This window comes from Caulobacter sp. HJHS_5 (assembly GCF_056683955.1).
On sequence record NZ_JBWZNC010000002.1, the window covers coordinates 479,149 to 502,385 of the forward strand.

The 23,237-nt window shown below is 68.4% G+C and carries 24 protein-coding genes; 14 read left to right on the forward strand and 10 right to left on the reverse strand.

The features are described 5' to 3' along the window. Nucleotides 1-95: 95 nt before the first annotated feature. The 4 genes from ACFLIT_RS06000 (at nucleotide 96) to ACFLIT_RS06015 (ending at nucleotide 6,818) form a co-directional block, all read left to right on the forward strand. Complete coding sequence (locus ACFLIT_RS06000; protein ID WP_479910290.1) at nucleotides 96-1,013, forward strand: glycine--tRNA ligase subunit alpha; 918 nt, start codon at nucleotides 96-98, stop codon at nucleotides 1,011-1,013. Next, the gene (glyS, locus tag ACFLIT_RS06005; RefSeq protein WP_479910291.1) at nucleotides 1,013-2,998 is read left to right on the forward strand and encodes a glycine--tRNA ligase subunit beta; all 1,986 of its coding nucleotides are present in this window, start codon (nucleotides 1,013-1,015) and stop codon (nucleotides 2,996-2,998) included. Before ACFLIT_RS06000 ends, glyS begins: the two co-directional genes overlap by 1 nt. Nucleotides 2,999-3,082: 84 nt before the next feature. After that, the gene (gene ppdK / locus ACFLIT_RS06010) at nucleotides 3,083-5,773 is read left to right on the forward strand and encodes a pyruvate, phosphate dikinase (protein WP_479910292.1); all 2,691 of its coding nucleotides are present in this window, start codon (nucleotides 3,083-3,085) and stop codon (nucleotides 5,771-5,773) included. Between the two features lie 67 nt (nucleotides 5,774-5,840). Continuing rightward, nucleotides 5,841-6,818, forward strand: a complete 978-nt coding sequence (locus tag ACFLIT_RS06015) for an ATP-dependent DNA ligase (protein ID WP_479910293.1) — start codon at nucleotides 5,841-5,843, stop codon at nucleotides 6,816-6,818. A 34-nt stretch (nucleotides 6,819-6,852) separates the two neighbouring features. Here ACFLIT_RS06015 and ACFLIT_RS06020 read toward each other — a convergent pair whose 3' ends face one another. Continuing rightward, nucleotides 6,853-7,329: a VOC family protein gene (locus ACFLIT_RS06020; RefSeq protein WP_479910294.1), complete on the reverse strand. Its 477-nt coding sequence runs from the start codon at nucleotides 7,327-7,329 to the stop codon at nucleotides 6,853-6,855. Between the two features lie 90 nt (nucleotides 7,330-7,419). Here ACFLIT_RS06020 and ACFLIT_RS06025 point away from each other — a divergent pair, with 90 nt between their 5' ends. Beyond that, nucleotides 7,420-8,331, forward strand: a complete 912-nt coding sequence (locus ACFLIT_RS06025; RefSeq protein WP_479910295.1) for a M20/M25/M40 family metallo-hydrolase — start codon at nucleotides 7,420-7,422, stop codon at nucleotides 8,329-8,331. A 32-nt stretch (nucleotides 8,332-8,363) separates the two neighbouring features. Here the strand turns inward: ACFLIT_RS06025 and ACFLIT_RS06030 are convergent, their stop codons facing one another. From ACFLIT_RS06030 to ACFLIT_RS06040, 3 genes are read right to left on the reverse strand one after another with little or no spacing between them, the layout of a single operon-like run. Beyond that, nucleotides 8,364-8,903: a hypothetical protein gene (locus ACFLIT_RS06030; RefSeq protein ID WP_479910296.1), complete on the reverse strand. Its 540-nt coding sequence runs from the start codon at nucleotides 8,901-8,903 to the stop codon at nucleotides 8,364-8,366. A gap of 3 nt (nucleotides 8,904-8,906) precedes the next feature. Continuing rightward, nucleotides 8,907-11,105, reverse strand: a complete 2,199-nt coding sequence (purL, locus tag ACFLIT_RS06035; RefSeq protein WP_479910297.1) for a phosphoribosylformylglycinamidine synthase subunit PurL — start codon at nucleotides 11,103-11,105, stop codon at nucleotides 8,907-8,909. A 39-nt stretch (nucleotides 11,106-11,144) separates the two neighbouring features. Then, complete coding sequence (locus ACFLIT_RS06040; RefSeq protein ID WP_479910298.1) at nucleotides 11,145-11,909, reverse strand: hypothetical protein; 765 nt, start codon at nucleotides 11,907-11,909, stop codon at nucleotides 11,145-11,147. Between the two features lie 122 nt (nucleotides 11,910-12,031). On the opposite strand from ACFLIT_RS06040, the gene ACFLIT_RS06045 reads away from it, so the two are divergent. From ACFLIT_RS06045 to ACFLIT_RS06065, 5 genes are all read left to right on the forward strand, one after another. Continuing rightward, entirely contained in the window at nucleotides 12,032-12,577 is a 546-nt protein-coding gene (locus tag ACFLIT_RS06045) for a peptidylprolyl isomerase (protein ID WP_479910299.1), read from the forward strand. Nucleotides 12,578-12,746: 169 nt separating this feature from the next. Then, entirely contained in the window at nucleotides 12,747-13,721 is a 975-nt protein-coding gene (locus ACFLIT_RS06050; RefSeq protein ID WP_479910300.1) for a sugar phosphate isomerase/epimerase family protein, read from the forward strand. 22 nt (nucleotides 13,722-13,743) lie between these two features. Then, nucleotides 13,744-15,444, forward strand: a complete 1,701-nt coding sequence (locus tag ACFLIT_RS06055; RefSeq protein ID WP_479910301.1) for a GMC family oxidoreductase — start codon at nucleotides 13,744-13,746, stop codon at nucleotides 15,442-15,444. Further along, nucleotides 15,441-16,031, forward strand: a complete 591-nt coding sequence (locus ACFLIT_RS06060) for a gluconate 2-dehydrogenase subunit 3 family protein (protein WP_479910302.1) — start codon at nucleotides 15,441-15,443, stop codon at nucleotides 16,029-16,031. The genes ACFLIT_RS06055 and ACFLIT_RS06060 overlap by 4 nt, the downstream gene beginning before the upstream one ends. 8 nt (nucleotides 16,032-16,039) lie before the next feature. Beyond that, nucleotides 16,040-16,837: an alpha/beta fold hydrolase gene (locus ACFLIT_RS06065; protein ID WP_479910303.1), complete on the forward strand. Its 798-nt coding sequence runs from the start codon at nucleotides 16,040-16,042 to the stop codon at nucleotides 16,835-16,837. Nucleotides 16,838-16,978: 141 nt separating this feature from the next. Here the strand turns inward: ACFLIT_RS06065 and purQ are convergent, their stop codons facing one another. The 3 genes from purQ to purC are packed head-to-tail and all read right to left on the reverse strand — an operon-like array spanning nucleotide 16,979 to nucleotide 18,626. Then, a complete protein-coding gene (purQ, locus tag ACFLIT_RS06070; RefSeq protein WP_479910304.1) occupies nucleotides 16,979-17,641 on the reverse strand; it encodes a phosphoribosylformylglycinamidine synthase subunit PurQ in 663 nt (220 codons plus the stop codon). Further along, nucleotides 17,638-17,868, reverse strand: coding sequence for a phosphoribosylformylglycinamidine synthase subunit PurS (gene purS, locus ACFLIT_RS06075; RefSeq protein WP_479910305.1), 231 nt, complete (start codon nucleotides 17,866-17,868; stop codon nucleotides 17,638-17,640). Before purS ends, purQ begins: the two co-directional genes overlap by 4 nt. Further along, entirely contained in the window at nucleotides 17,868-18,626 is a 759-nt protein-coding gene (gene purC / locus ACFLIT_RS06080) for a phosphoribosylaminoimidazolesuccinocarboxamide synthase (protein ID WP_479910306.1), read from the reverse strand. The genes purS and purC overlap by 1 nt, the downstream gene beginning before the upstream one ends. A gap of 238 nt (nucleotides 18,627-18,864) precedes the next feature. On the opposite strand from purC, the gene ACFLIT_RS06085 reads away from it, so the two are divergent. The 3 genes from ACFLIT_RS06085 (at nucleotide 18,865) to ACFLIT_RS06095 (ending at nucleotide 19,604) form a co-directional block, all read left to right on the forward strand. Then, complete coding sequence (locus tag ACFLIT_RS06085) at nucleotides 18,865-19,182, forward strand: DUF1476 domain-containing protein (protein ID WP_479910307.1); 318 nt, start codon at nucleotides 18,865-18,867, stop codon at nucleotides 19,180-19,182. A 99-nt stretch (nucleotides 19,183-19,281) separates the two neighbouring features. Further along, nucleotides 19,282-19,446 (forward strand): hypothetical protein, encoded by a 165-nt coding sequence (locus ACFLIT_RS06090; protein WP_479910308.1) that lies wholly within the window; start codon nucleotides 19,282-19,284, stop codon nucleotides 19,444-19,446. Then, nucleotides 19,446-19,604, forward strand: a complete 159-nt coding sequence (locus ACFLIT_RS06095) for a hypothetical protein (RefSeq protein WP_479910309.1) — start codon at nucleotides 19,446-19,448, stop codon at nucleotides 19,602-19,604. Before ACFLIT_RS06090 ends, ACFLIT_RS06095 begins: the two co-directional genes overlap by 1 nt. Here the strand turns inward: ACFLIT_RS06095 and ACFLIT_RS06100 are convergent. Together ACFLIT_RS06100 and purB are read right to left on the reverse strand one after the other, a co-directional pair. Continuing rightward, complete coding sequence (locus tag ACFLIT_RS06100; RefSeq protein ID WP_479910310.1) at nucleotides 19,595-20,080, reverse strand: DNA-deoxyinosine glycosylase; 486 nt, start codon at nucleotides 20,078-20,080, stop codon at nucleotides 19,595-19,597. The two genes, ACFLIT_RS06095 and ACFLIT_RS06100, sit on opposite strands and share 10 nt — an antisense overlap. An 8-nt stretch (nucleotides 20,081-20,088) precedes the next feature. Continuing rightward, nucleotides 20,089-21,402, reverse strand: coding sequence for an adenylosuccinate lyase (gene purB / locus ACFLIT_RS06105; protein ID WP_479910311.1), 1,314 nt, complete (start codon nucleotides 21,400-21,402; stop codon nucleotides 20,089-20,091). A gap of 127 nt (nucleotides 21,403-21,529) precedes the next feature. Here purB and ACFLIT_RS06110 point away from each other — a divergent pair, with 127 nt between their 5' ends. Then, on the forward strand, nucleotides 21,530-22,333 hold the full coding sequence (locus tag ACFLIT_RS06110; RefSeq protein ID WP_479910312.1) for a DUF3313 domain-containing protein: 804 nt from the start codon (nucleotides 21,530-21,532) through the stop codon (nucleotides 22,331-22,333). 7 nt (nucleotides 22,334-22,340) lie between these two features. On the opposite strand, the gene ACFLIT_RS06115 is transcribed toward ACFLIT_RS06110, so the two are convergent. Then, entirely contained in the window at nucleotides 22,341-23,192 is an 852-nt protein-coding gene (locus tag ACFLIT_RS06115; RefSeq protein WP_479910313.1) for a CsgG/HfaB family protein, read from the reverse strand. Between the last annotated feature and the right edge of the window lie 45 nt (nucleotides 23,193-23,237).

Genomic DNA, 23,237 nt, shown 5'->3' on the forward strand with positions numbered 1-23,237 from the left:
CCAGGCAGTTTGCTTGAAGCTGGAGTCGGCGGGCCCTATGGTCCGCCGACTTTTTTCTGGGCGACCCCAGAGCCGCTTCGAGACCGCATCCGCGCATGGCTTCCGCCGCCAAATCGCTTCAAAAGCCCAAGTCCTTCCAGGGTCTGATCCTCACCCTGCACGAGTACTGGAGCAGCCGCGGCTGCCTCATCCTGCAGCCGCATGACGAGCAGGTGGGGGCCGGCACCCTGCATCCGGCCACCGTGCTGCGCGCCCTCGGGCCCAAGCCATGGAACGCCGCCTATGTGCAGCCCTCGCGCCGCCCCAGCGACGGCCGCTACGGCGACAACCCCAACCGCCTGCAGCACTACTACCAGTACCAGGTGATCCTGAAGCCGAACCCGGAGGACATGCAGGACCTCTACCTCGGCTCGCTGCAAGCCATCGGCCTCGACCTGTCGCTGCACGATATCCGCTTCGTTGAGGACGACTGGGAAAACCCCACGGTCGGCGCGTGGGGCCTCGGATGGGAGGTCTGGTGCGACGGCATGGAGGTGTCGCAATACACCTACTTCCAGCAGGTCGGCGGCCTCGACGTCAGCCCCGTCGCCGGCGAGCTGACCTACGGCCTCGAACGCCTGGCGATGTACGTGTTCGGCGTCGACAACGTCTACGACCTGCCGTTCAACGATCCGGACAGCCCGCTGGGCGCGGCCAGCTACGGCGACGTGTTCCTCGAGAACGAGCGCCAGTTCAGCCAGGCCAACTTCCACGGCTACGACGTGGCCACCCTCAAGCGTCAGTTCGAGGATATGGAAGCCCGCGTGCCCGAGATGCTGGCCCAGTCCTACGAGGGCCGCTCCCTGGTGCTGCCAGCCTACGACATGGTCCTCAAGGCCAGCCACCTGTTCAACCTGATGAACGCCCGCGGCGCCATCGCCGTGGCCGAGCGCGCCAGCTACATCGGCCGCATCCGCGATCTCTGTAAGGCCTGCGCCACCGCCTGGGTCGAGTCCCAAGGGGCCAATCACTGATGCCCCAGCTTCTTGTCGAACTGTTCTCCGAGGAAATCCCCGCCCGCATGCAGACGCAGGCGGCGAAGGACTTCGAACGCATGGCGCGCGAGCGCCTGGCCGAGGCCGGCCTGCTGCCCGAGGGGCTCAAGGCCTTCGCCGGCCCGCGCCGCCTCACCCTCATCGCCGAGGGGCTGCCGGTCGCCCAGAAGGATCGCCATGAGGAGCTGAAAGGCCCCCGCGTCGGCTCGCCGCCCCAGGCCATGGAAGGCTTCCTGCGCAAGGCCGGCCTGACCCAGGACCAGCTGACCGAGCGTGACGGCGTGTGGTTCGCCCACGTGCACAAGGCCGGTCGCCCGACGGCCGAGATCGTCGCTGAGATGGTCGAGGCCATCGTCCGGGGCTTCCCCTGGCCGAAGTCGATGAAGTGGGGAACGGGCACGCTGCGCTGGGTTCGCCCCCTGAAGCGCATCCTCTGCGTCTTTGACCGCGAGATCGTGCCGGTCAGCATCGACGGCATCGAAAGCGCCGACCTTACCGAAGGCCACCGCTTCATGGGCCAACGGGAAGTGTTCCGCGCCCGCGACTTCGACGAGTACCGTGAGGCCCTTGCCGGCCACTACGTCGTCCTCGACGTTGAGGAGCGGAAGGCCCGCATCCTCGAAGGCGCCCGCACGCTCTGCTTCGCCCGCAACCTCGAACTGGTCGAGGACGAGGGGCTTCTTGAGGAAGTCGCCGGCCTCGCCGAATGGCCGACCCCGATCCTCGGCGACATGGATCCGGCCTTCCTCGACCTGCCGCCGGAGGTGATCCGCACCTCCATGCGCACGCACCAGAAGTATTTCGCCGTCCGCAAGCCGGGCGAGAACGGCCTCGCGCCCCACTTCCTCGTGGTCGCCAATATCGAGGCGCCCGACGGCGGCCAGGAGATCGCCCGCGGCAACGCCAAGGTGCTGTCGTCCCGCCTCTCCGACGCCCGCTTCTTCTGGGACGAGGACATCAAGGTCGGCTTCGAGCCCTGGCTGAAGAAGCTGGAAGGCGTCACCTTCCACGCCAAGCTTGGCGCCATGGCCGAGCGCGTCGAGCGCATCGTCGCCCTGGCCAAGGAAATCGCCCCTCTGGTCGGCGCCGACCCGGCCAAGGCGGCTGAGGCCGCGCGGCTGGCCAAGGCCGACCTGACCAGCGAGATGGTCGGCGAGTTCCCGGAACTGCAGGGCCTGATGGGCGGCTATTACGCCCGCGCCGCCGGCGTCGACGCCGAGATCGCCGCCGCCATCCAGGACCATTACCGCCCGCAAGGCCCCGGCGACGCCGTCCCGACCGCCCCGGTCTCCATCGCCGTCGCCCTGGCCGACAAGCTCGACACCCTCGTCGGCTTCTTCGCCATCGACGAGAAGCCGACCGGATCGAAGGACCCGTTCGCCCTGCGCCGCGCGGCGCTGGGCGTGATCCGGATCATTCTCGAGAACGGCCTGCGCCTTCCGGTCCGTCCTGAACTGAGCGAGTTCTTCGCCGATCGTCTGAAGGTGGTCCTGCGCGACCAAGGCAAGCGTCACGATCTTGTGGACGCCGTCTTCGCCCTCGGCGATGACGACCTCGTGCGCATCGTCGCCCGGGTCGAGGCGCTCGACGCCTTCCTCAAGACCGAGGACGGGGCGAATCTGCTGGCCGGCTATCGCCGCGCTTCCAACATCCTCAAGGCCGAGGAAAAGAAGGGCCCGCTGCCCGAGGGCGCGCCGGTGCATGTCGCCGCGCCGGCGGAGGAGGGCGCGCTCCACGACGCCCTGGCCGCGCTTGGCCCGAAACTTGATGACGCCCTGGCGAAAGAAGATTTCGTGGCCGCCATGACCGCGCTTGCTGCGTTGCGGTCTCCGGTGGATGCTTTCTTCGACAAGGTGCTGGTCAATTCGGATGTTGCGTCGGAACGAGACAACCGATTGAGGCTCTTGCGTTTGGTGAGAGAAGCGATGGGTCGTGTGGCTGACTTTTCGCTTGTGACGGTTTAACGGCTAGGCGGCCTCGCTGCGCTGCAATATAACGGCGTCTGTATACAGTTCGCCGGGCGTGGGGCGATCAAAGGGAGCTTCGATATGGCGGTTGCTGACACCCTGACCCGGACGAAGTGGGTCTATGGTTTCGGAGCGGGCGGTTCGGACGGCGATGCGTCCATGAAGAACCTGCTCGGCGGCAAGGGCGCCAACCTGGCGGAAATGGCGTCGCTGGGCCTGCCGGTGCCTCCGGGCCTGACCATCACCACCGAAGCCTGCGTCCACTACTACTCGAACGGCAAACAGTACCCGGCCGAGCTGAAGGCCCAGGTCGACGCCGGCCTGAAGAAGGTCGAGGAGGCCGTAGGCAAGACGTTCGGCGATCCGAAGAACCCGCTGCTGGTCTCGGTTCGCTCGGGCGCCCGCGCCTCGATGCCGGGCATGATGGACACCGTGCTGAACCTCGGCCTCAACGACGCGACCGCCGAGGGCCTGGCCGAGCTGGCCGGCGACCGTCGCTTCGCCTTCGACAGCTATCGCCGCTTCATCACCATGTACTCCAACGTGGTGCTGGGCCTGGAGCATCACACCTTCGAGGAGATCCTCGACGACTGGAAGGATCGCCTCGAAGCGCGAGTCGACACCGACCTGACCGCCGACGACTGGATCAAGGTCATCGCCGACTACAAGGCCGCCGTGCAGGAGGCGCTGGGCAAGCCCTTCCCGCAGGACCCGCAGGAGCAGCTGTGGGGCGCCATCGGCGCCGTGTTCGCCAGCTGGATGAACGACCGGGCCAAGTTCTACCGCCGCATGCACGACATCCCCGAGAGCTGGGGTACGGCCGTCAACGTGCAGTCGATGGTGTTCGGCAACATGGGCGACACCTCGGCCACGGGCGTGGCCTTCACCCGCAACCCCTCGACCGGCGACGCCCGCCTCTATGGCGAGTTCCTGATCAACGCCCAGGGCGAGGACGTGGTGGCCGGCATCCGTACGCCGCAGTCGCTGACCAAGGCGGCCCGCGAGGAGATGGGCGATGTCGCCCCCTCGATGGAAGAGGCGATGCCGGAGGTGTTCGGCCAGTTCAAGGCGGTGGTCGAAAAGCTCGAGCGCCACTATCGCGACATGCAGGACATCGAGTTCACGGTCGAGCGCGGCCGTCTCTGGATGCTGCAGACCCGCAACGGCAAGCGCACCGCCAAGGCCGCGCTGAAGATCGCCGTCGACATGGCGGCCGAGGGGGTCATCTCCAAGGCCGAAGCCATCGGCCGCGTGGAACCCTCGTCGCTCGACCAGTTGCTGCACCCGACGATCGACCCCACCGCCGAACGCGACGTCGTCGCCGTCGGCCTGCCGGCCTCACCCGGCGCCGCCACCGGCAAGGTCGTGTTCGACTCCGACGAAGCCGAGCGCCTGGGCGCCGCCGGCGAGGCGGTGATCCTGGTCCGCGACGAGACCAGCCCGGAAGACATCCACGGCATGCACGCCGCCCGCGGCGTCGTCACGGCCCGTGGCGGCATGACCAGCCACGCCGCCGTGGTCGCCCGCGGCATGGGCCGCCCCTGCGTTTCCGGCGCCGGCGAAATCCAGATCAGCCCGCGCGACGGCAGCTTCCGCGCTCGCGGCCGCGTCTTCCGCGCCGGCGACGTCATCACCATCGACGGCTCGAAGGGCGAAATCCTGTTCGGCTCGCCGAAGATGATCGAGCCGGAGCTGACCGGCGACTTCGCCCAGTTGATGGAATGGGCCGACGGCGCCCGCCGCATGAAAGTGCGCGCCAACGCCGAAACCCCGCTCGACGCCCGCACCGCCCGCCAGTTCGGCGCCGAGGGCGTCGGCCTTTGCCGCACCGAGCACATGTTCTTCGACGAAGACCGCATCGCCGCCGTGCGCGAGATGATCCTCGCCGATGACGAAGCCGGCCGTCGCAAGGCCCTGTCGAAGATCGCCCCCTTCCAGAAGGCCGACTTCGTCGAGCTCTTCACCATCATGGAAGGCCTGCCGGTCACCATCCGCCTGCTCGATCCGCCGCTGCACGAGTTCCTGCCGCACACGGAGGAAGATGTCCGCGCCGTGGCCGCCGCCACCGGCCTCGACGCCGCCAAACTGATGCAGCGCGCGCGCGACCTGCACGAGGTCAACCCGATGCTCGGCCATCGCGGCTGCCGTCTCGGCGTCTCCTATCCGGAGATCTACGAGATGCAGGTGCGAGCGATCATGGAAGCCGCCTGCGAGATCGCCAAGTCGGGCAAGGCCGCCCCGGTGCCCGAGATCATGCACCCGCTGGTCGCCAAGGGCGAGGAGATGGCCTTCCTCAAGAAGCTGACCGACGACACCGCCCAGGCCGTGCTCGCCGAGCAGGGCGTCAAGGTCGACTACATGGTCGGCACCATGATCGAACTGCCCCGCGCCGCCCTGCGCGCCGCGGACCTGGCGGAGGTCGGCGCCGAGTTCTTCTCGTTCGGCACGAACGACCTGACCCAGACCACCTTCGGCATCAGCCGCGACGACGCCGGCAAGTTCCTCGGCGCCTACATCGCCAAGGGCGTCTTCGAAAAGGATCCCTTCGTCACCCTCGACCAGGATGGCGTCGGCGACCTCGTCCGCCTGGCGGCCGAGCGCGGTCGCGCCGTCACCCCGGGCCTCAAGCTCGGCATCTGCGGCGAACACGGCGGCGATCCGGCGTCCATCGCGTTCTGCGAAAAGGTCGGCCTGGACTATGTGTCCTGCTCGCCCTTCCGCGTCCCGATCGCCCGCCTCGCCGCGGCCCAGGCGGCGCTGGCCGGCAAGTAGAGCCAAACCTCTATCGGTGATTTCGAACGGGGCGGAACCGCAAGGTCCGCCCCGTTTTGAATCGCCGATGCCCATCCCCCTCTCAGCCGTTCCCATGGAAGCCCGCTCGGCGTCACAGCTGCCGGCGGGAGAGGGCTGGTGGTACGAGCCGAAGTGGGATGGCTTCCGCTGCCTCGTGTTCAAGCAAGGTGATCAGGTCGCCCTGCAGGCCAAGTCCGGCAAGCCGCTTGGCCGCTACTTCCCCGAAGTCGTCGCCCGCATCGCCGCCATTCCCGAAGACGGCTTCGCCCTCGACGGTGAGCTCCTGATCCCCATCGGCGAGGGCTACAGCTTCGAAGCCCTGCAGATGCGGCTTCACCCGGCCGAAAGCCGCATCCGCAAGCTCTCGGTCGAGACGCCCGCGCGCCTGGCGCTGTTCGACATGCTGACCGCGCCCTGCGGGCAGGACCTGCGCGGCGAGCCGCTGCGCAAGCGGCGTAAGGCCGTCGCCGCCTTCGTTCGCCGTCATGGCGACGCCCAGTTGTTCCTCACCGAGGGCACGGACGATGTCGCCGAGGCCCAGGACTGGCTCAAGGGCGGCAAGCTCGAGGGCGTGATCGCCAAGCGGCTCGACGAGCCTTATCGCGAGGGCGAACGGGCCATGGTCAAGGTCAAGCGCATCCGCACCGCCGACTGCGTGGTGGGTGGCTTCCGCTACGGCGCTGAGAGCGACCTCGTCGGCTCTCTGCTGCTCGGCCTATACGATCACGCCGGTCGCCTCGACCATGTCGGCTTCACCTCCGCCATCGCCGCGGCCGACAAGCCGGCCCTCACGAAGCAGCTCGAAGCGCTGCGCGGCGAGCCCGGCTTCACCGGAGATGCGCCGGGCGGACCGAGCCGGTGGTCGGATGAGCGTTCCAGCCAATGGGTCCCGCTGCGACCGGAGCTCGTCGTCGAGGTTTCGTTCGACCACGTCAGCGGTGGGCGTTTTCGGCACGGAACGAAACTGCTCCGCTGGCGGCCGGACAAGGCTCCGGAACAATGTCGGCGGGAGCAGATCGCCTGACCCGCATCATCGAAGCGTGGGCGGCCGAGAAGGCTCACTCGCCGTCGAACGCTTTCTGCAGGGCGGCGATGTCGAGCTTGGTCATTTTCAGCATCGCCTGCGTCGCGCGACGCGCCGCCTCGCGGTCGGGCGATTTCATGGCGTCGTTGAGCATGCGCGGCGTGATCTGCCAACGCAGGCCATAGCGGTCCTTCAGCCAGCCGCATTCCTCGGGCTCGCCGCCGCCTTCCATCAGGCCGTCCCACAGCCGGTCGACCTCGTCCTGGGTGTCGCACTCGATCTCGAAGGAGACGGCGTGGTTGAAAGGATCGAGTTTGCCGGCCGACATCGCCCGCATCTCCTGGCCCGCCAAGGTGAATTCCACGACCTTCACCGAGCCTTCCGGCCCGCTCGGGCTCTCGCCCGGCATGACGGTGACGTCGCCGACGCGGGAGTTCGGCACGACGGAGGCGTAGAACCGCGCCGCCTCCTCGGCCTGGTCGGTGTACCAAAGGAAGGGTCTAACGCGCATGCGGGCCTCCATGGTGGGCAAGCCTCGGGAACGCGCCGGGCCGCCCAGCGATCCGCTTCCGCCTCACCGGCGGTCGGCGTATGCAGCGGGATGACCCCTCGTCGACTCCTGTTTTCGGCCCTCCTCGCCCTGCTGACCACCGCCGCCCATGCGGCCGACGTGGTCGATCCCAAGCCGCTGCTGAACGACGTCCGCGTGCTGTCGGCCGACGACATGCAGGGCCGCCTGATCGGCTCGCCCGGCGGCGCCAAGGCGAGGGCCTATCTGATCGAACGCCTCGAGGGGATGGGCCTGACGGTGACCGAGCAGCCGTTCGACACCCTGATGCGCGACAACCGCACCGTGCGCGGCGTCAACCTGATCGCTCGTGTGGAGGGCGCCGCGCCCGGCGGCAAGGTCATGGTGGTCAGCGCGCATTACGACCATCTCGGGGTGCGCAATGGCGAGATCTACAACGGCGCCGACGACAACGCCTCGGGCGTGGGCGCCGTCCTGGCCCTGGCGGCGGCGCTCAAGGCCGAGCGGCCGAAGCACACGGTGATCCTCGCCCTGCTGGATGGCGAGGAGGGCGGCCTACGCGGCGCCCGCGCCTTCGTGGCGAGACCGCCAGTCCCGTTGGCCACCATAGGGCTCAACGTGAACTTCGACATGCTCAGCAAGAACGGCCGGAACGAGCTCTACGTGAGTGGGGCCTCACCGCAGCCGTTCCTGCGTCCAACGCTGGAGGCGTTGGCCAAGGCCGCGCCGGTTACCCTGAAGCTCGGGCACGACACCGACGCCGACGGCAAGGAGAACAACTGGACCAACCAGTCGGACCACTACGCCTTCGCCGAGAAGGGCGTGCCGTGGGTCTATTTCGGGGTGGAGGACCATCCCGAGTACCACAAGCCGAGCGACGACTTCGCCACCATCCCGCAGGACTTCTACGTGCGGGCGACCCGCACGGTCATCGCCGCGGTGCGGGCGCTCGACGCGGCGATGGACGGCTTTCCGGCGCGCTGAGGCCAGCCGGTTGGCCTTTCACCAGCGCAGTGTCAGAACCGCGTCGCGAAGTACTCGCGGCTGGCTCTCGCAAAGAAGTAGTTCGCATAAACCACGTCTTCGACGGCCGCTGGCGGAAGAGCGGTCGCGGCACGCCTCAGGGCCGCTTCGATCGCCTGCCGAGCTTCACTAGACGGAGTTGGCGATGTTTCTGCGAGCCTTACGCCCCTGAGGCCATCCGGGCGGTACAGCGCCATGCCCTCGTCAAGACGAGCCTGGGTTACGCCCCTTTCCGCGAGCACTCGCGCGGTCGCAAGTTCAAGTTTGTAACTGGCCACTGCACGGCCGATCAGGCGGCCGAACTCTTGCAGTTGTTCTGGCGGAGGGGCTTTTGCGCAACTTAGAACGGCCGGGTAGCCGACCCCGTCCTTGACCGCCGTCACGGCTGGAACGCCACCCTGCTTATAGGCGACGGCGAGTTGATTGACACTGGGCGACGGCGGCAGGTTGAAGAGGCATTCCACGTCACCAGCGCGGGCCGACACGCTCTGAACGAAGAACAGAGCGACGACTGCAGCCCAACTCCAGCGCATCGGTCAGCCTTCCATATAGGCTGGCAGCCAGGCCTCGTTGGCGTCGCGCAGCGTGGCCAGCGGAATCTCAAACAGGCCCGGCGAAGCGAAGGCGGCGCCGCCGACCTTGCCGGCATGGTTGGCCGGGACGCCGGCGTTCTTGGCGGCTTCGATCAGGGCGTCGGCGTCCGGCGTCGCCACCAGGTAGCGGGCTTGGTCTTCGCCGAACAGGTAGGGGTGGGCGTGGGCTTCGCTGCTGGCGTTGACGGTGATCCCGACGCCCGAGGCCAGGGCCATCTCGGCCGCCGCGGCCACGAGGCCGCCGTCCGACAGGTCGTGCACCGCGCCGACGAGGCCCGAGGCGATCAGGCCGCGCACGAAGTCGCCGTTCCGGCGCTCGATCGCCAGGTCGACCGGGGGCGGGGCGCCGTCCTCGCGGCCAAACAGCTCACGCAGATAGATCGAGGCGCCCAGTTCGCCATGGGTGACGCCGATCAGCACCAGGTCGTCGCCCTCGACGGCGCCGGAGAAGCTCATGCGCAGGTCGTAGTTGTCCAGCAGGCCGACGGCGCCGACGGTCGGGGTCGGCGGGATCGCGACCCCGGCGGTCTCGTTGTAGAGGCTGACGTTGCCGCTCACGACGGGGAAGTCGAGCGCGCGGCAGGCCTCGGCCATGCCGTCGATGGCGCGGACGATCTGACCCATGATCTCCGGGCGTTCCGGATTGCCGAAGTTCAGATTGTCGGTGATGGCGATGGGGGTCGAGCCCACGGCCGTCAGGTTGCGCCAGGCCTCGGCGACGGCCTGCTTGCCGCCTTCGTAGGCGCCGTTCTGGACGTAGCGCGGGGTGCAGTCGCTGGTGACGGCCAGGGCCTTGTCGGTCTCAAAGACGCGGACCACGCCGGCGTCGGCGCCGGTGGCGCTGTCCTCCAGGGTGTCGGCCATGACATGGCGGTCGTACTGCTCCCAGAGCCAACGCTTGGAGGCCATGTCGGGGCAGCCCATCACCTGCAGCACCGCCGCCTGCCAGTCGGCCGGGGCGGGGATTTCGGCCGGGTCGAGGCGCGGCTCGGCATGGGGTTCGACCCACGGGCGGTCGTAGAGCGGGGCGTCGTCGCTGAGCGGGGCCAGCGGCAGGTCGCAGACCACCTCGCCCTTGTGCTTCAGCACGATGCGGCCGGTGTCGGTGGTCACGCCGATGATGGCGGCGTCGAGGCCCCACTTCTCGAAAATGGCGTGGCCGTCCTTCTCACGGCCCGGCTTCAGGATCGCCAGCATGCGCTCCTGGCTTTCCGACAGCATCATCTCATAGGCGGTCATGCCGGTTTCGCGCTGCGGCACGGCGTCGAGGTCGAGTTCGATGCCGACGCCGCCCTTGCCGGCCATTTCGACCGACGAGGAGGTGAGGCCCGCCGCGCCCATGTCCTGGATGGCGGCGACGGCGCCGGTGGCCATCAGCTCCAGGGTGGCTTCGATCAGCAGCTTCTCGGCGAAGGGGTCGCCGACCTGCACCGTCGGGCGCTTCTCGTCGGAGGCGTCGTCGAACTCGGCGCTGGCCATGGTCGCGCCGTGGATGCCGTCGCGTCCGGTCTTCGAGCCGAAGTAGACCACCGTCAGGCCGGCGGCCGGGGCGGCCGAGTAGAAGATCTTGTCGGCGTCGGCCAGGCCCACGCACATGGCGTTGACCAGGATGTTGCCGTCGTAGCCGCGGTGGAAGTTGGTCTCGCCCGCCACGGTGGGAACGCCCACGCAGTTGCCGTAGCCGCCGATGCCGGAGACCACGCCGGAGACCAGGCGCTTGGTCTTCGGGTGTGACGGATCGCCAAAGCGCAGGGCGTTGAGCAGGGCCACCGGGCGGGCGCCCATGGTGAACACGTCGCGCATGATGCCGCCGACGCCGGTCGCCGCGCCCTGGTAGGGCTCGATGAAGCTCGGGTGGTTGTGGCTCTCCATCTTGAAGATACAGGCCTGGCCGTCGCCGATGTCGATCACGCCGGCGTTCTCGCCGGGGCCGCAGATCACCTTGGGCCCGGTGACTGGGAACTTGCGCAGGTGCATGCGCGAGGATTTGTAGGAGCAGTGCTCGCTCCACATCACCGAGAAGACGCCGAGCTCGACGTCGTTCGGCTCGCGGCCCAGCCGCTTGAGGATGAGGTCGTATTCCTCCGGCTTGAGGCCGTAGTCCTTGGCCTTCTCGGCCATCGTCTTGCTGGGCGCGGTCATGGCGCGCCTTCTAAGGCTTAGGCGCGAGTCTGTGAACCTCTAGGTCGCGCCGCGCAGGCTCGGCGGCGGCCGGCGACGCAGGATCAGGCCCCCCGCCAGGCAGACAAGCGCGGCGGCCAGGGCGATGCCGGCGACCAACGGCCGCGACGGGCGCTCGGCCACGGCCACCGCCACCAAGCCCCAGGCGATCAGCAGCGGGTAGGAGAGGCTGCGGATTGTGAGCCCGACGAACAGCGACAGGCCGATGAGCGCCACGGCCAGGGCGCCCACGATGACCACGGGCGAAGCGTCGGCCAGCAGGTGATAGCGCTCGGCCGTGCTGACGGCGTTCAGTCCCGAGGCGATGGTGAGCCAGCCTGCGAGCGTGGCCAGGGGCCAGAGCACGAACCACTCGTCGCCTCGCTCGGCCGCGCGGGCGTCCGCGCCGGCCAGGCCCGTCAAGCGCGCGACCAGGATCGTCGCCGCGACCACGATCACCGCCAGGGTGACGGCGTAAAGTTGCAGGCTGGCGACGATCACCCACAGGCCACAGGCCGCGAAGGCGCCGGCGGCCGGCCAGGCGGTGCGCTGGGCCAGGATCGAGCGGTCGCCCGCCGGGGTGGCGTGGTAGACGGCGAAGGCCAGCATGCCGATGTAGAGCAGGCCCCAGACGGCGAAGGCGTAACCGGCGGCGCGCAGAGTCGTGTCGGCGTCGGCCGAAAACTGGGCGATGGAGACGCCGAGGCCGGTGATCTCGTGGAACTGAGAGGCGACGATGGCGAAGACCGCCGCCGCCAGCAGAGCCAGCTTACGGACGAGCGTCATGGGCAGGTGTCCCGGCCTCTTGTAGATTCGGCAACGCGCAGCACGGCGGAAAGTCTAGCATGGTCAGCCCGGGACGCAGGAGCCTTATGGTCGCGCTTGCGATGCTGATGGCGGGTCCGGCCATGGCTCAGACGACGCATCCCCGTGTGGTGATGACCACCACGATAGGCGACATCGAGATCGAGCTCTATCCCGACCGCGCGCCGATCACGGCGGGCAATTTCCTGGTCTATGTCGACCGGGGTCTGTGGAAGGGCGCGAGCTTCTACCGCGTGGTGCGGCCCGACAACGACCGGATCCCGGCGATCAGGGTCATCCTGGGCGGTCTTATGAGGGACGACGGTCCTCTGCCGTCCATCGCCCACGAGACGACCAGGGCGACGGGCCTGCCGCACACTGATGGCGTGCTTTCCATGGCGCGGGGCGAGCCGGGGACGGCGGCCTCGGAGTTCTTCATCAGCGTGGGGGCCAATCCGAGCCTCGACTTCGGCGGTGCGCGCAACCCGGACGGCCAGGGCTTCGCCACCTTCGGCAAGGTGCTGCGCGGCATGGAGGTGGTCCGCCGCATCAACGCCCTGCGCGACCCCATCGCCGGCAAGAGCGAGTTCATGTCCGGCCAGGAACTGGCGCACCCGGTGGCGATCACGGCGGTGAAGCGGGTAAGGTAGAGCGGTCAGTCGGCATTAACCGTCGGGAAGGCGCGGCGCAGGGGGCTGAAGCGAGGAAGCAGACTCGGTCAATGGCCCTTCCCAAAATCTCCTGTTCGATCTCTAGTCCTGGTCGGGCGCCCGACTTGCGGTCGACAGAACCGCGGCATGACGCCCCCGGGAGGACGACATGCTGACTCGCAGACGGGTTCTGGAAGGCGCCGCCGTGGGCGTGTTGGCGACGCCCGCCTTGGCCCAGGCGCAGGCCTCACAGTTGTGGATTTCGATCACAGGGGCGGCGTGCCCAGGTGTGGCGGCCTGGCCGGAGAAGGCGCGGCTGGCGGCGAGGATCGGCTACGGCGGGGTGGACTGGGACTTCGCCCCGGCCAAGGCGGCCGGCCTGGAGGCGACCAGGGCGCTGTTCGCCGAGCTGAAGATTCGCCCGACGATCTGCAGCCTGCCCGTGGCCCAGCCGCTGGGCGGCGAGGACCAGGCTTTCAGGAATAAGCTGCCCCAGTTGGCCGAGGACGCCGCCTTTGCCGCCGCCATCGGCTGCGAGCGGATGATGCTGGTGATGCAGGCGACCGGCCCCTTGCCGAAGGACGAGCAGCGCAGGCGGGTGCGCGACCGCCTGGCGGCGATGTCCGAGGTGCTGGCGACGTCGCAGATTCGGTTGGGCCTGGAGTTCCTCGGGCCCTCGTACATGCACTCGCCGACTCCGCCGCCGCCCGCCCCCGGCGCGCCGCCGCCCACCGCGCCGCCGGCCCCGCGCATCCCGTTCATCTGGACACTGCCGGAGACGCTGCAACTGGCCCAGGACAGCGGGCCGAACATCGGGGCCGTGCTGGATATCTGGCACTGGCATCACTCGGGCGGGTCGATCGCCGACATCCTGGCGGCCGATCCGGCGCGGATCGTCCATGTGCACCTATCGGACGCCAAGCCGATGCCGGCGGAGGATGTGCGCGACAACATGCGGGTGCTGCCGGGCGAAGGTCTGGTCGATGTGACAGGCTTCCTGAGGGCGGTGCAGCGGATCGGCTATCGCGGGGCGATCTCGCCGGAGCCGCTGGGTCGCTTCCCGCCAAGCTTCCCGCCCGAGCAGGCGGCGAAAATGAGCTACGACACCGCGCTGGCGGCGATGAAAAAGGCCGGCGTGATCTGATCGCGAAAGGGGAGGGCGGGCCATGGCGGACGAACCCTATGACGCGATCGTCGTCGGCTCCGGGGCCGGCGGCGGGATGGCCGTCTATCACCTGGCCAGGTCGGGGATGAAGGTGCTGCTGCTGGAGGCGGGGCGTCACTACGACCCGACCACCGAAACGCCGATGTTCAACATCGACGCCGAGGCGCCGCTGAGGGCGGTCTCGACGCCGGACAAGCAGGGCGGTTTCTACGACGCCACCGTCGACGGCGGCTGGGAGGTGCCGAACGAGCCTTACACCCTGGCCGAGGGCTCCGATCCTTTCCGTTGGTGGCGGCCGCGCATGCTGGGCGGCCGGACGAACCACTGGGCGCGCGTGTCGCTGCGCTTCGGCGACCTGGATTTCAAGCCGCACAGCCGCGATGGCCTGGGCTACGACTGGCCGATTACCTATGCCGAGGTGGCGCCCTGGTACGACCGGACCGAAAAGCTGATCGGGGTGACCGGCGCAGGGCCGGCCCGCAACCTGGTGAACATCCCGGACTCGCCGCCGGGCTGCCTGATGGAGTCGCCGCCGCCGCGGGCGTTCGAGCTGTTCTACTCGCGGGCGCTGGCGGCCATGGGCATTCCGGTATTGCCCGGTCGCGGGGCGGTGGTCAGCCAGCCGATGGAGGGGCGCAACACCTGCGTGTTCGCCACGCCCTGCGGGCGCGGTTGCTCGATCGGCGCGAACTTCCAGTCGACGACGGTGCTGTTGCCGCCGGCCATGGAGACCGGCAACCTGACCATCGTGACCAATGCGCTGGTCTATCAGGTGGACCTCGACCGGGCGGGCAAGGCCAAGGGCGTGAGTTACGTCGACCGGGTGACCGGCGAGCACCGCTCGGCGGCGGCCCGCTCGGTGGTGCTGGCGGCGGGTTCCGGCGAGACGGCGCGCATCCTGCTGAACTCCAAGAGCTCGCTGTTTCCCGACGGAATCGGCAACGGAAATGGCGTTGTCGGGCGCTATCTGATGGACAGCGTCGGGCTGGGCGTGACCGGCCAGTTTCCGGCCCTGGAGGGCCTGCCGCCGACCAACGACGACGGCATGAGCGTGCACCACCTCTACGCGCCCTGGTGGGGCCACGACCGGCAGAAAGAGTTCGGCTTCCCGCGCGGCTATCACATGGAGATCGGGGGCGGGCGGCGGATGCCGTCGATGAGCGTGGCCGGACTACTGCCGGACGACGAGGACAGCGTGGGCGACGCGCTGCGCGGCAAGCTGAGACAGCGTTTCGGGAGCACCATCGGCTTCAACGGGCGGGGGGAGATGATCCCCAACGATGACTGCTACTGCGAGATCGACCCGACGGTGAAGGACAAGTGGGGCATCCCGGTGCTGCGCTTCCATTGGAGGTGGGGCGAGAGCGAGACCTTGCAGGCCGCCCACATGGTCAAGACCTTCCTTGAGGTGATCGACCGGCTGGGCGGCAAGCCGGTGGGGAATGTCGAGACCGATGGGAAGAAGGCCATCCGCCCCGGCGGGGCGATGATCCACGAGGTGGGCACAGCGCGCATGGGCGCCTCGGAGAAGGACTCGGTGGTCAACGGCTTCGGCCAGGCCTGGGCCGTGCCCAACCTGTTCGTGATGGACGGGGCCGTGTTCACCTCCAGCCCGGACAAGAACCCGACGCTGTCGATTCTGGCGCTGTCCTGGCGCTCGGCCGACCATCTGGCGACCATGGCCAAGCAGGGGGCGCTATGAGCGACGACGGCTACACCTCCCGAATCGATCGGCGGACCGCGCTGGCCTGGATGGGCGTCGTCGCCGCCGCGACGGCGGTGGACGCGGGGGCGGTGTTCGGGGCGCGGGCGGCCGAGGCCAAGGGCTATGGCTCCGATCCGAGGTTGAACCCGCCGGTGAAGGCGGCGTGGCCGCGTATCCTGTCGAGGGACCAGCTGCAGGCGGCCGCGACGCTGTGCGACTTCATCCTGCCGGCCAGCGGGACGGCGCCCTCGGCCAGCAGCCTGGGCATCCCGGACTTCTTCGACGAATGGGTGAGCGCGCCCTATCCCAACCAGGTGGCGGACCGGCCGCTGCTGGTCGACGGTCTGACGGCGCTGTCGGCGGCGCTGAAGGACCCGGCCCGGCGCGGCGGGGCCCCGGCCGCCCAGGTCGGCACGCCGTTCTTCAAGCGGTTCCGCTACCTGACGATCGGGGCCTATTACACGACCGAGGCCGGGTTCAAGGACATCGGCTACATCGGCAATGTGGCGCGCGCCTCCGACCCCGGCCCGTCCGCCGAGGTGAAGGCGGTGATCGAACAGCAGCTGAAGGCGCTGGGACTCTAGGAGCGGGCGTGGCGGACATCTCTCAGCATTCGACCCAGGCCGCCGACGGCGTGGAGATCGGCTACTTCCGCCGCGGGACGGGGCCGGCGCTGGTGATCACCCACGGCAGCATCGCCACCAAGGAGCAGTGGCTGCCGGCGACGGAGCACCTGGCGCGCGACTTCACCTGCTTCGTCCATGACCGGCGGGGACGCGGGGCGAGCGGCGACGCCGCGGACTACAGCCTCGACACCGAGGTGGGCGACATCGCGGCGATGATGGCCGTGGCGGGTCCGGGGGCGAACCTGCTGGGGCATTCCTTCGGGGCGCTGTGCGCCCTGGCCTATGCGGAGCGCCACGCCATGGGCGGGATGCTGGTGCTCTACGAGCCGCCGCTGGCGGTCGATGGGCCAGTGGCCGGACCCCCGCTGGCCGTCTATCGCGACCTGGTCGTGGCCGGCGACCTGGACGGGGCGCTGGAACACGCGATGATTCACTTCGTGCGGATGCCGAAGGCGGCGATCCCCATGGTGCGGCAAACGCCGTTGTGGGGATTGTGCATGCCCCTGACCCCGACCTGGGTGCGGGAACTGGAGCAGATCGACGCCTTGGGCGCCGACCTCCGCCACTATGCGTCGATCGCGGCGCGTACGCACATCCTGGCCGGACTGGCGACGACGCCTTTCCTGCGCGACGGGGCGCATCAGCTGCGCGGGATGATCGCGGGCGCGAAGATCACCGACATGCCGGGCGACGGGCATTTCGCCCACGTCGCCAACCCACGGAACTTCGCGGCGGCGGTGAAGGCGGCGATCGAGGGCGGGTGAGGGGCGAAATCCTCGTCCTTCGAGGCTCGCTTCGCTCGCACCTCAGGATGAGGATTTCGAATGATGCTTTGAGCTGGAAGTAGTCCTCATCTTGAGGCGCCCGCGCGAGCGGGCCTCGAAGGACGAGGGCGGTCCTTCCGCCTAGGCGCTGGCCAGGATGCTTTGGAACACCAGAGCGCCGTCGGCGGAGCCGAGGTCGGTCTCGAAGGCGCGGTCGGGGTGCGGCATCAGGCCGAGGACGTTGCCCTGGGCGTTGACGATGCCGGCGATGGCGCGGGCCGAGCCGTTGGGGTTGTCGCGATAGCGGAACACCACCTGGCCCTCGCCTTCTAGACGGTCGAGCGTCTCTTCATCGGCGAAGAAGTTGCCTTCGCCGTTGCCGACGGTCATGCGGGCCTGGCGCTGCTCGCCGAAGGCGGCAGTGAAGCGCGTCTGGCCGTTGACGACATCGAGGTCGACCGGCTTGCACACATACTTCAAGCCGGCGTTGCGCAGCAGCGCGCCAGGCAGCAGGCCTGCTTCGCAGAGGATCTGGAAGCCGTTGCAGATGCCAATCGTGGCGACGCCGTTCGTGGCGGCCTTGACGACCTCGGGCATGACCGGGCTGAGGGCCGCCATGGCCCCGCAGCGCAGGTAGTCGCCGTAGGAAAAGCCGCCGGGCAGGACGATCAGGTCGAGGTCGTTGGGCAGGGCGGTCTCGCCGTGCCAAACCATCTCCACCTTGCCGCCGACGGAGCGTTCGACGGCGACCTTGCAGTCCCGGTCGCAGTTGGAGCCGGGAAAGACGATGACGGCTGCTTTCACGACATCTCCACGCGGTAGCTTTCGATGACGGTGTTGGCGAGCAGCTTCTCGCACATCGCCTTGACGTCGTCGGCGCCGCCTTCGCCCAGGTCGAACTCGATGACCCGGCCGACGCGGACGTTCTCGACCGTCGGCCAGCCGAGGCCGTGCAGGGCGCTTTCGACCGCCTTGCCCTGAACGTCGAGCACGCCGGGCTTGAGGAAGACGTGGATCTTGGCCTTGGCCATCAGGAAATGCCCCCTTGGATCACGGTCGGCATCTCCTTCATGATTCCGAGACGGCGAGCGACTTCAGCGTAGTTCTCGATGATGTCGCCCAGATCGCGGCGGAAGCGATCCTTGTCCATCTTCTCGTTGGTGGCCTGGTCCCACAGGCGGCAGCTGTCAGGGCTGATCTCGTCGGCCAGGATGACCCGGCTGAACTCGCCCTCGTAGACGCGCCCGAACTCGATCTTGAAATCCACCAGGCTGATGCCGACGGCGCCGAACATGCCGGTGAGGTAGTCGTTCACCCGCAGGGTCATGGCCATGATGTCGTCGATCTCCTGGGTGGCGGCCCAGTTGAATGCCGTGATGTGCTCTTCCGAGACCATCGGGTCGCCCAGCTTGTCGTCCTTGAGGTAGAACTCGATGATCGAGCGGGGAAGGGGCGTGCCCTCCTCCAGGCCGAGGCGGGTGGACAGCGAGCCGGCCGCGATGTTGCGGCAGACCACTTCCAGCGGAATGATCTCGACTTCCTTGATCAGCTGCTCGCGCAGGTTCAGGCGCCTGATGAAGTGGTTCTGCACGCCGATGGCGGCGAGCCGGCTCATCACGTGCTCGCTGATGCGATTGTTGATGACGCCCTTGCCTTCCAGCACCGCCTTCTTCTGGGCGTTGAACGCCGTGGCGTCGTCCTTGAAGTACTGGATCAGGGTGCCGGGCTCGGGGCCCTCGTAGAGGATCTTGGCCTTGCCTTCGTAGATCTTCTTGCGGTTCTTCGTCATGCCACGGTCTCTCGAGCGCCCATCGTCTTCCGCGAGGCGGCGGAAATGAAAAATCGCGCGGACCGGTCTGGCGGTGCGCGCGTGTTTCCGACTCAAGGCGGCTCAGGTGATTGTCGAGGCGGAAATTACTCCATGGGGCGTGGCGGCGCAAACCTCGGGGCGCGGCGAGTTGTCTCTTGTCATTGCCCCATCCCCGGAGGCGCTATAGACAGCGCTCGAGTTCGAGACAGAGGCTTCGATGACCACGTTTGACGACCGCGAAAAGGGCTTCGAGAGGAAGTTCGCCCTCGAGCAGGAGCAGGAGTTCAAGGTCGTCGCGCGCCGCAACCGCCTGCTGGGCGAATGGGCGGCCGGGGTGATGGGCCTGGAGACCGTCGCCGAATACGCCAAGGCGGTGGTGAAGTCGGATTTCGAGCAGCCGGGCGACGAAGACGTGCTGCGCAAGGTGTTCGGCGACCTGAAGGGCGCCGGCTCGGGCGTGAGCGAAGGCGAAGTGCGCATGAAGATGAACGAGCTGCTGGCCGTGGCCCGCGGCCAGCTGGACGCCGAGGGCTGATTTCGGCCATCTGAATTCAGAAAACGCCGGTCTTGGTCTCTCGCCAGGTCGGCGATCCTGACCCAGGCTGCCCGCACCCCTTGTGAGGCGGGCGCCTTCATGAACAGCAAGGTCGTTTCCGCCGCGCTCGCGGCCTGCGCCGCGATGCTTGCCGCCGGGCCGGCCCTGGCCGCCTGCGAGTTCAAGAAGATCGCCGACCTGAAGGTCGATACACGGCGTGGCGCGCCGATGGTCGAGGTGGGGGCAACGGCAAGACGGCGCTGATGCTGCTCAACATGTCCAGCCAGCCGAACCTGGTGCTGGGCCTCGACTTCATGAGGTCGCACCGGGTGCCGGTCTCGAACAGTCAGGGCAAGATGTACATCAGCTACAACGGCGGCCCGATCTTCTCGAAACCGGACGCTGAGGCCGCTCAGAAGTAGGCGGCGAGCGCGCGCCAGGCTTCGGCCTTGCGGGCGAAGGGTTGGGTGAAGGCGGGGCTGGAGCTCGGCAGGCGCAACACGGCCAGCCGGTCCGTCCAGGGACCGAGAGATTTGAGCCCGATCTTCGCGGCCGCGCCGCCGTTGAAGGCGACGCAGCGCAACGCCGGCAGGGTGTCGATCACGCCCTGGAGGTCGGCCGCTTCGCTGAGGCGGATGGCGCTGTCGAGGCTGCCTTCGCGCGTGGCCGAAGCGACCACGTCCCACAGGCCGACGCCCCGCGCGCGCAGGCGATCCAAGCGGGTCTCGTAGGGCAGGGCGGAGAGATCATCGCCCAGGGCGTCGCCGAGGAGGCGCCAGAAGGCGTTCCGGGGATGGGCGTAGTAGCGCTGGGCGGCCAGCGACGCCTCGCCCGGCAGGCTGCCGAGGATCAGCACGCGGGTGCGATCGTCGACGACCGGGGCGAGGTGACGCTTCACCGAAAGGGCTAGACCGCGTCGTCGCCGAACACGCGGCGGAAGATCGTGTCGACGTGTTTGAAGTGGTAGCCGAGGTCGAACAGGCTCTCGAGCTGTTCGTCGGTCAGGGCCTTGGAGACCACCGGGTCGGCCTTCAGGAAGTCGAGGAACTGGCCCTCGCCGCGCCAGACCTTCATGGCGTTGCCCTGCACGGCGGCGTAGGCGTCCTCGCGGCTGACGCCGTGCTGGGTGAGGCCAAGCATCACACGCTGCGAGTGAACCAGGCCGCCAAGGCGGTCGAGGTTCTTCTGCATGTTGGCCGGATAGACCAGCAGGTTTTCCATCAGGCCCGCCAGGCGGCGCAGGGCGAAATCGAGGTGGACGGTGGCGTCCGGCGCGATGCCGCGCTCGACCGACGAGTGGCTGATGTCGCGCTCATGCCAGAGGGCGACGTTCTCAAGGGCCGGGACGACAGCGGAGCGGACCAGGCGGGCGAGGCCGGTCATGTTCTCGGTCAGCACCGGGTTGCGCTTGTGCGGCATGGCCGACGAACCCTTCTGGCCGGGCGAGAAGAATTCCTCGACCTCCAGAACCTCGGTGCGCTGCAGGTGGCGCACCTCGACGGCCAGGTTCTCGATCGAGGAGGCGACCACGGCGAGGGCGGCGAAGAAGGCGGCGTGGCGGTCTCGCGGGATGACCTGGGTCGAGACCGGTTCGACGGTGAGGCCCATCTTCTCGGCCACATATTCTTCCACGCGCGGATCGACGTTGGCGAAGGTGCCGACCGCGCCGCTGATGGCGCAGGTGGCGATCTCGAACTTCGCCATGGCCAGGCGTTCCTTGGCGCGCTGGAACGCGGCGTAGTGTCCGGCGAGCTTGAGGCCGAAGGTGGTGGGCTCGGCGTGAATGCCGTGGCTGCGGCCGACGGTGGCGGTCAGCTTGTGTTCTAGGGCCCGCTTCTTCAGCGCCGCCAGCACGAGATCGACGTCGTTGATGAGGATGTCGGAGGCGCGGGCGAGCTGGACCGACAGGCAGGTGTCGAGCACGTCGGAACTGGTCATGCCCTGGTGCAGGAAGCGGGCTTCCGGGCCGACGATCTCCGACACGTGGGTCAGGAACGCGATGACGTCATGTTTGGTGGTGCGCTCGATCTCGTCGATGCGGTCGGAGTCGAACACCGCATTGCGGCCGTGTTCCCAGATGGCGGCGGCCGATTGCTTCGGGATCGTCCCCAACTCGGCCATCTTGTCCGCCGCGTGGGCCTCGATCTCGAACCAGATGCGATATTTGGTCTGCGGCGACCAGATGTCGGCCATCTCGGGACGGGCGTAGCGGGGGATCATCGAACAGCTCCAGAAACTCGCGCGGTGCTTGGAAGGCCGCGCCGTCGCTGTCAAGAAATGCGTCCGAGACGTTGAGCGAAACGTAGCTTGGTGTGTTTACCGTCGGACCGCTGCTCCGGAGAATTTCGTGCGTCTGCTGACAATCTCCGGCCTCGTTTGCACATGGGCGGCGGGCCTGACCGCCTGCGCCAGCGTCGACGCCACGCCGTCGGCCAGCCTGGGCGGCGCGGGAGGTGAGCTGACCGAAACCAGGGGCATGCGCGCGCGGGCCGCGTTCCGCGTCGATGCACCGGCCGTGCGGGCGGCGCGGACTGTGCAGCTGCAGCCGGCGACGGTGGCCGACGCGGCCGACGACAACATCAACGGGCGCCAGCGCGAGGTGCTGCTGACGGCGCTGAACCAGACGCTCTGCAAGCGGCTGAGCCGGCATTTCGAAGTCGTGGACGAGGGCCGGCCCGCCGACCTGACCGTGCGGGCCGACATCACGCGGCTGGGAACGACCAGCTCAGGCTCAGCCGCCGTCTCGCAGATCGCCGGCTTCATTTCGCCCGTCCCCTTCACCCCGCGCCTGCCGGTGGGCATGGGCAGCTTGGTGGTCGAGGGCGTGGCGACCGACGGTCAGGGCGCGCCCAAGGCAGCGATGGTGTGGGCGCGTGGGGCCGACATGTTCACCACCAACGCCCGCGCCTCGTCGATCGGCGACGCCTTCAGCTTGGCCCAGGCCTTCGGCAAGGACTTCGCCAAGCTGCTGGAGCGGGGCGGCGATCCCTTCAAGTCCGAGGGCGCGCCGCGGCGGGTGAAGCGTAAGGCGGAGCCGCGGGAATGCGAGGCCTGGGGCAGGAGCCAGGGCGCGGCGGGCTTCATCGGCAGCCGACTGGGTCTGCCGCCGGAGATGACGGCGGCCAAGCCGAAATCGACGCCCGATCGCTGACGCCGCTTTAGGAGCGCGGCCCGGCCAGGCCGCTCCCTTCCTCCGCCATCGTCAGGCATTGGCCGGCCGGCATGCGGTAGAGGCCCGCGCCCATCTCGGCCACGCCGCGCTCGATCAGCGAGCGGACGACGAGTTGCAGGGGCTCATTGGCGCCTGAGCCGGCCGAGACCTTGAAGAGGCCGCCGGAGAGGCCGTCGAACAGGTCGACGCCGACCTGTTTGGCCACCACCTGCTTCTGGTAGGAGACCATGTCGACTACCCGCAGAGTGCGCGTGTCGATCAGGCGAAGGTCGATGCCGACGTTCATCACCAGCACTTGGCGTCCCGCGCCGTATTCGCCGCGCTTGAGGAAATTCACGTCCGCCGAACTCGTACGGATGTCGGCGTTCAATTCGGTCACGCCGCCGACCAGATAATAGTCGGAGCGCGGGATGGCCGGTTCGGCGCGGCTAGCCTTCTCCAGCATGTCCTGGCCGTCGTAGGCGACTTCGAGCGCCGAAACGGCGGTGTCGAACCGCTCGACTAGTGGGAAGCCGGCCTTCCCGAAGGCCGTCATGGCCATCAGGGCCGCGCCCTGGGTCACGCGGGTGGCCCCCGTGCCGGTCGGGTCCAGGGCGCCGGTGTAGTCGCCGATCCGTCCCACCGCCACGCTGGGGGCGGGAAGCCGCGCGGCGCGGGCGCGATAGGCCAAGCACACCAGGGCGTTGGAATAGGGCGTTGGATTGGCGGTGACGCGGGACGCGCCGATCGGGGTGGCGTAGTTGCCGTCTGGGCGCAGGTCCGTGGCGGTGGCGCAGGCGCCCAGCGGGGCGAGCGCGAGAACGGCGAAGGCGGCGGCGAGGGATCGGCGGACGGTCATGAGCCTTGAACCTTGCATCTGGGGAAGACGGTGGGACCTCCGTGC

Coding starts and splice junctions, on each gene's coding strand:
- ACFLIT_RS06000 (WP_479910290.1), top strand. CDS start 96: ATGGCTTCCGCCGCCAAATCGCTTCAAAAGCCCAAGTCCTTCCAGGGT.
- glyS (WP_479910291.1), top strand. CDS start 1,013: ATGCCCCAGCTTCTTGTCGAACTGTTCTCCGAGGAAATCCCCGCCCGC.
- ppdK (WP_479910292.1), top strand. CDS start 3,083: ATGGCGGTTGCTGACACCCTGACCCGGACGAAGTGGGTCTATGGTTTC.
- ACFLIT_RS06015 (WP_479910293.1), top strand. CDS start 5,841: ATGCCCATCCCCCTCTCAGCCGTTCCCATGGAAGCCCGCTCGGCGTCA.
- ACFLIT_RS06020 (WP_479910294.1), bottom strand. CDS start 7,329: ATGCGCGTTAGACCCTTCCTTTGGTACACCGACCAGGCCGAGGAGGCG.
- ACFLIT_RS06025 (WP_479910295.1), top strand. CDS start 7,420: ATGACCCCTCGTCGACTCCTGTTTTCGGCCCTCCTCGCCCTGCTGACC.
- ACFLIT_RS06030 (WP_479910296.1), bottom strand. CDS start 8,903: ATGCGCTGGAGTTGGGCTGCAGTCGTCGCTCTGTTCTTCGTTCAGAGC.
- purL (WP_479910297.1), bottom strand. CDS start 11,105: ATGACCGCGCCCAGCAAGACGATGGCCGAGAAGGCCAAGGACTACGGC.
- ACFLIT_RS06040 (WP_479910298.1), bottom strand. CDS start 11,909: ATGACGCTCGTCCGTAAGCTGGCTCTGCTGGCGGCGGCGGTCTTCGCC.
- ACFLIT_RS06045 (WP_479910299.1), top strand. CDS start 12,032: ATGGCTCAGACGACGCATCCCCGTGTGGTGATGACCACCACGATAGGC.
- ACFLIT_RS06050 (WP_479910300.1), top strand. CDS start 12,747: ATGCTGACTCGCAGACGGGTTCTGGAAGGCGCCGCCGTGGGCGTGTTG.
- ACFLIT_RS06055 (WP_479910301.1), top strand. CDS start 13,744: ATGGCGGACGAACCCTATGACGCGATCGTCGTCGGCTCCGGGGCCGGC.
- ACFLIT_RS06060 (WP_479910302.1), top strand. CDS start 15,441: ATGAGCGACGACGGCTACACCTCCCGAATCGATCGGCGGACCGCGCTG.
- purS (WP_479910305.1), bottom strand. CDS start 17,868: ATGGCCAAGGCCAAGATCCACGTCTTCCTCAAGCCCGGCGTGCTCGAC.
- purC (WP_479910306.1), bottom strand. CDS start 18,626: ATGACGAAGAACCGCAAGAAGATCTACGAAGGCAAGGCCAAGATCCTC.
- ACFLIT_RS06085 (WP_479910307.1), top strand. CDS start 18,865: ATGACCACGTTTGACGACCGCGAAAAGGGCTTCGAGAGGAAGTTCGCC.
- ACFLIT_RS06090 (WP_479910308.1), top strand. CDS start 19,282: ATGAACAGCAAGGTCGTTTCCGCCGCGCTCGCGGCCTGCGCCGCGATG.
- ACFLIT_RS06095 (WP_479910309.1), top strand. CDS start 19,446: ATGCTGCTCAACATGTCCAGCCAGCCGAACCTGGTGCTGGGCCTCGAC.
- purB (WP_479910311.1), bottom strand. CDS start 21,402: ATGATCCCCCGCTACGCCCGTCCCGAGATGGCCGACATCTGGTCGCCG.
- ACFLIT_RS06115 (WP_479910313.1), bottom strand. CDS start 23,192: ATGACCGTCCGCCGATCCCTCGCCGCCGCCTTCGCCGTTCTCGCGCTC.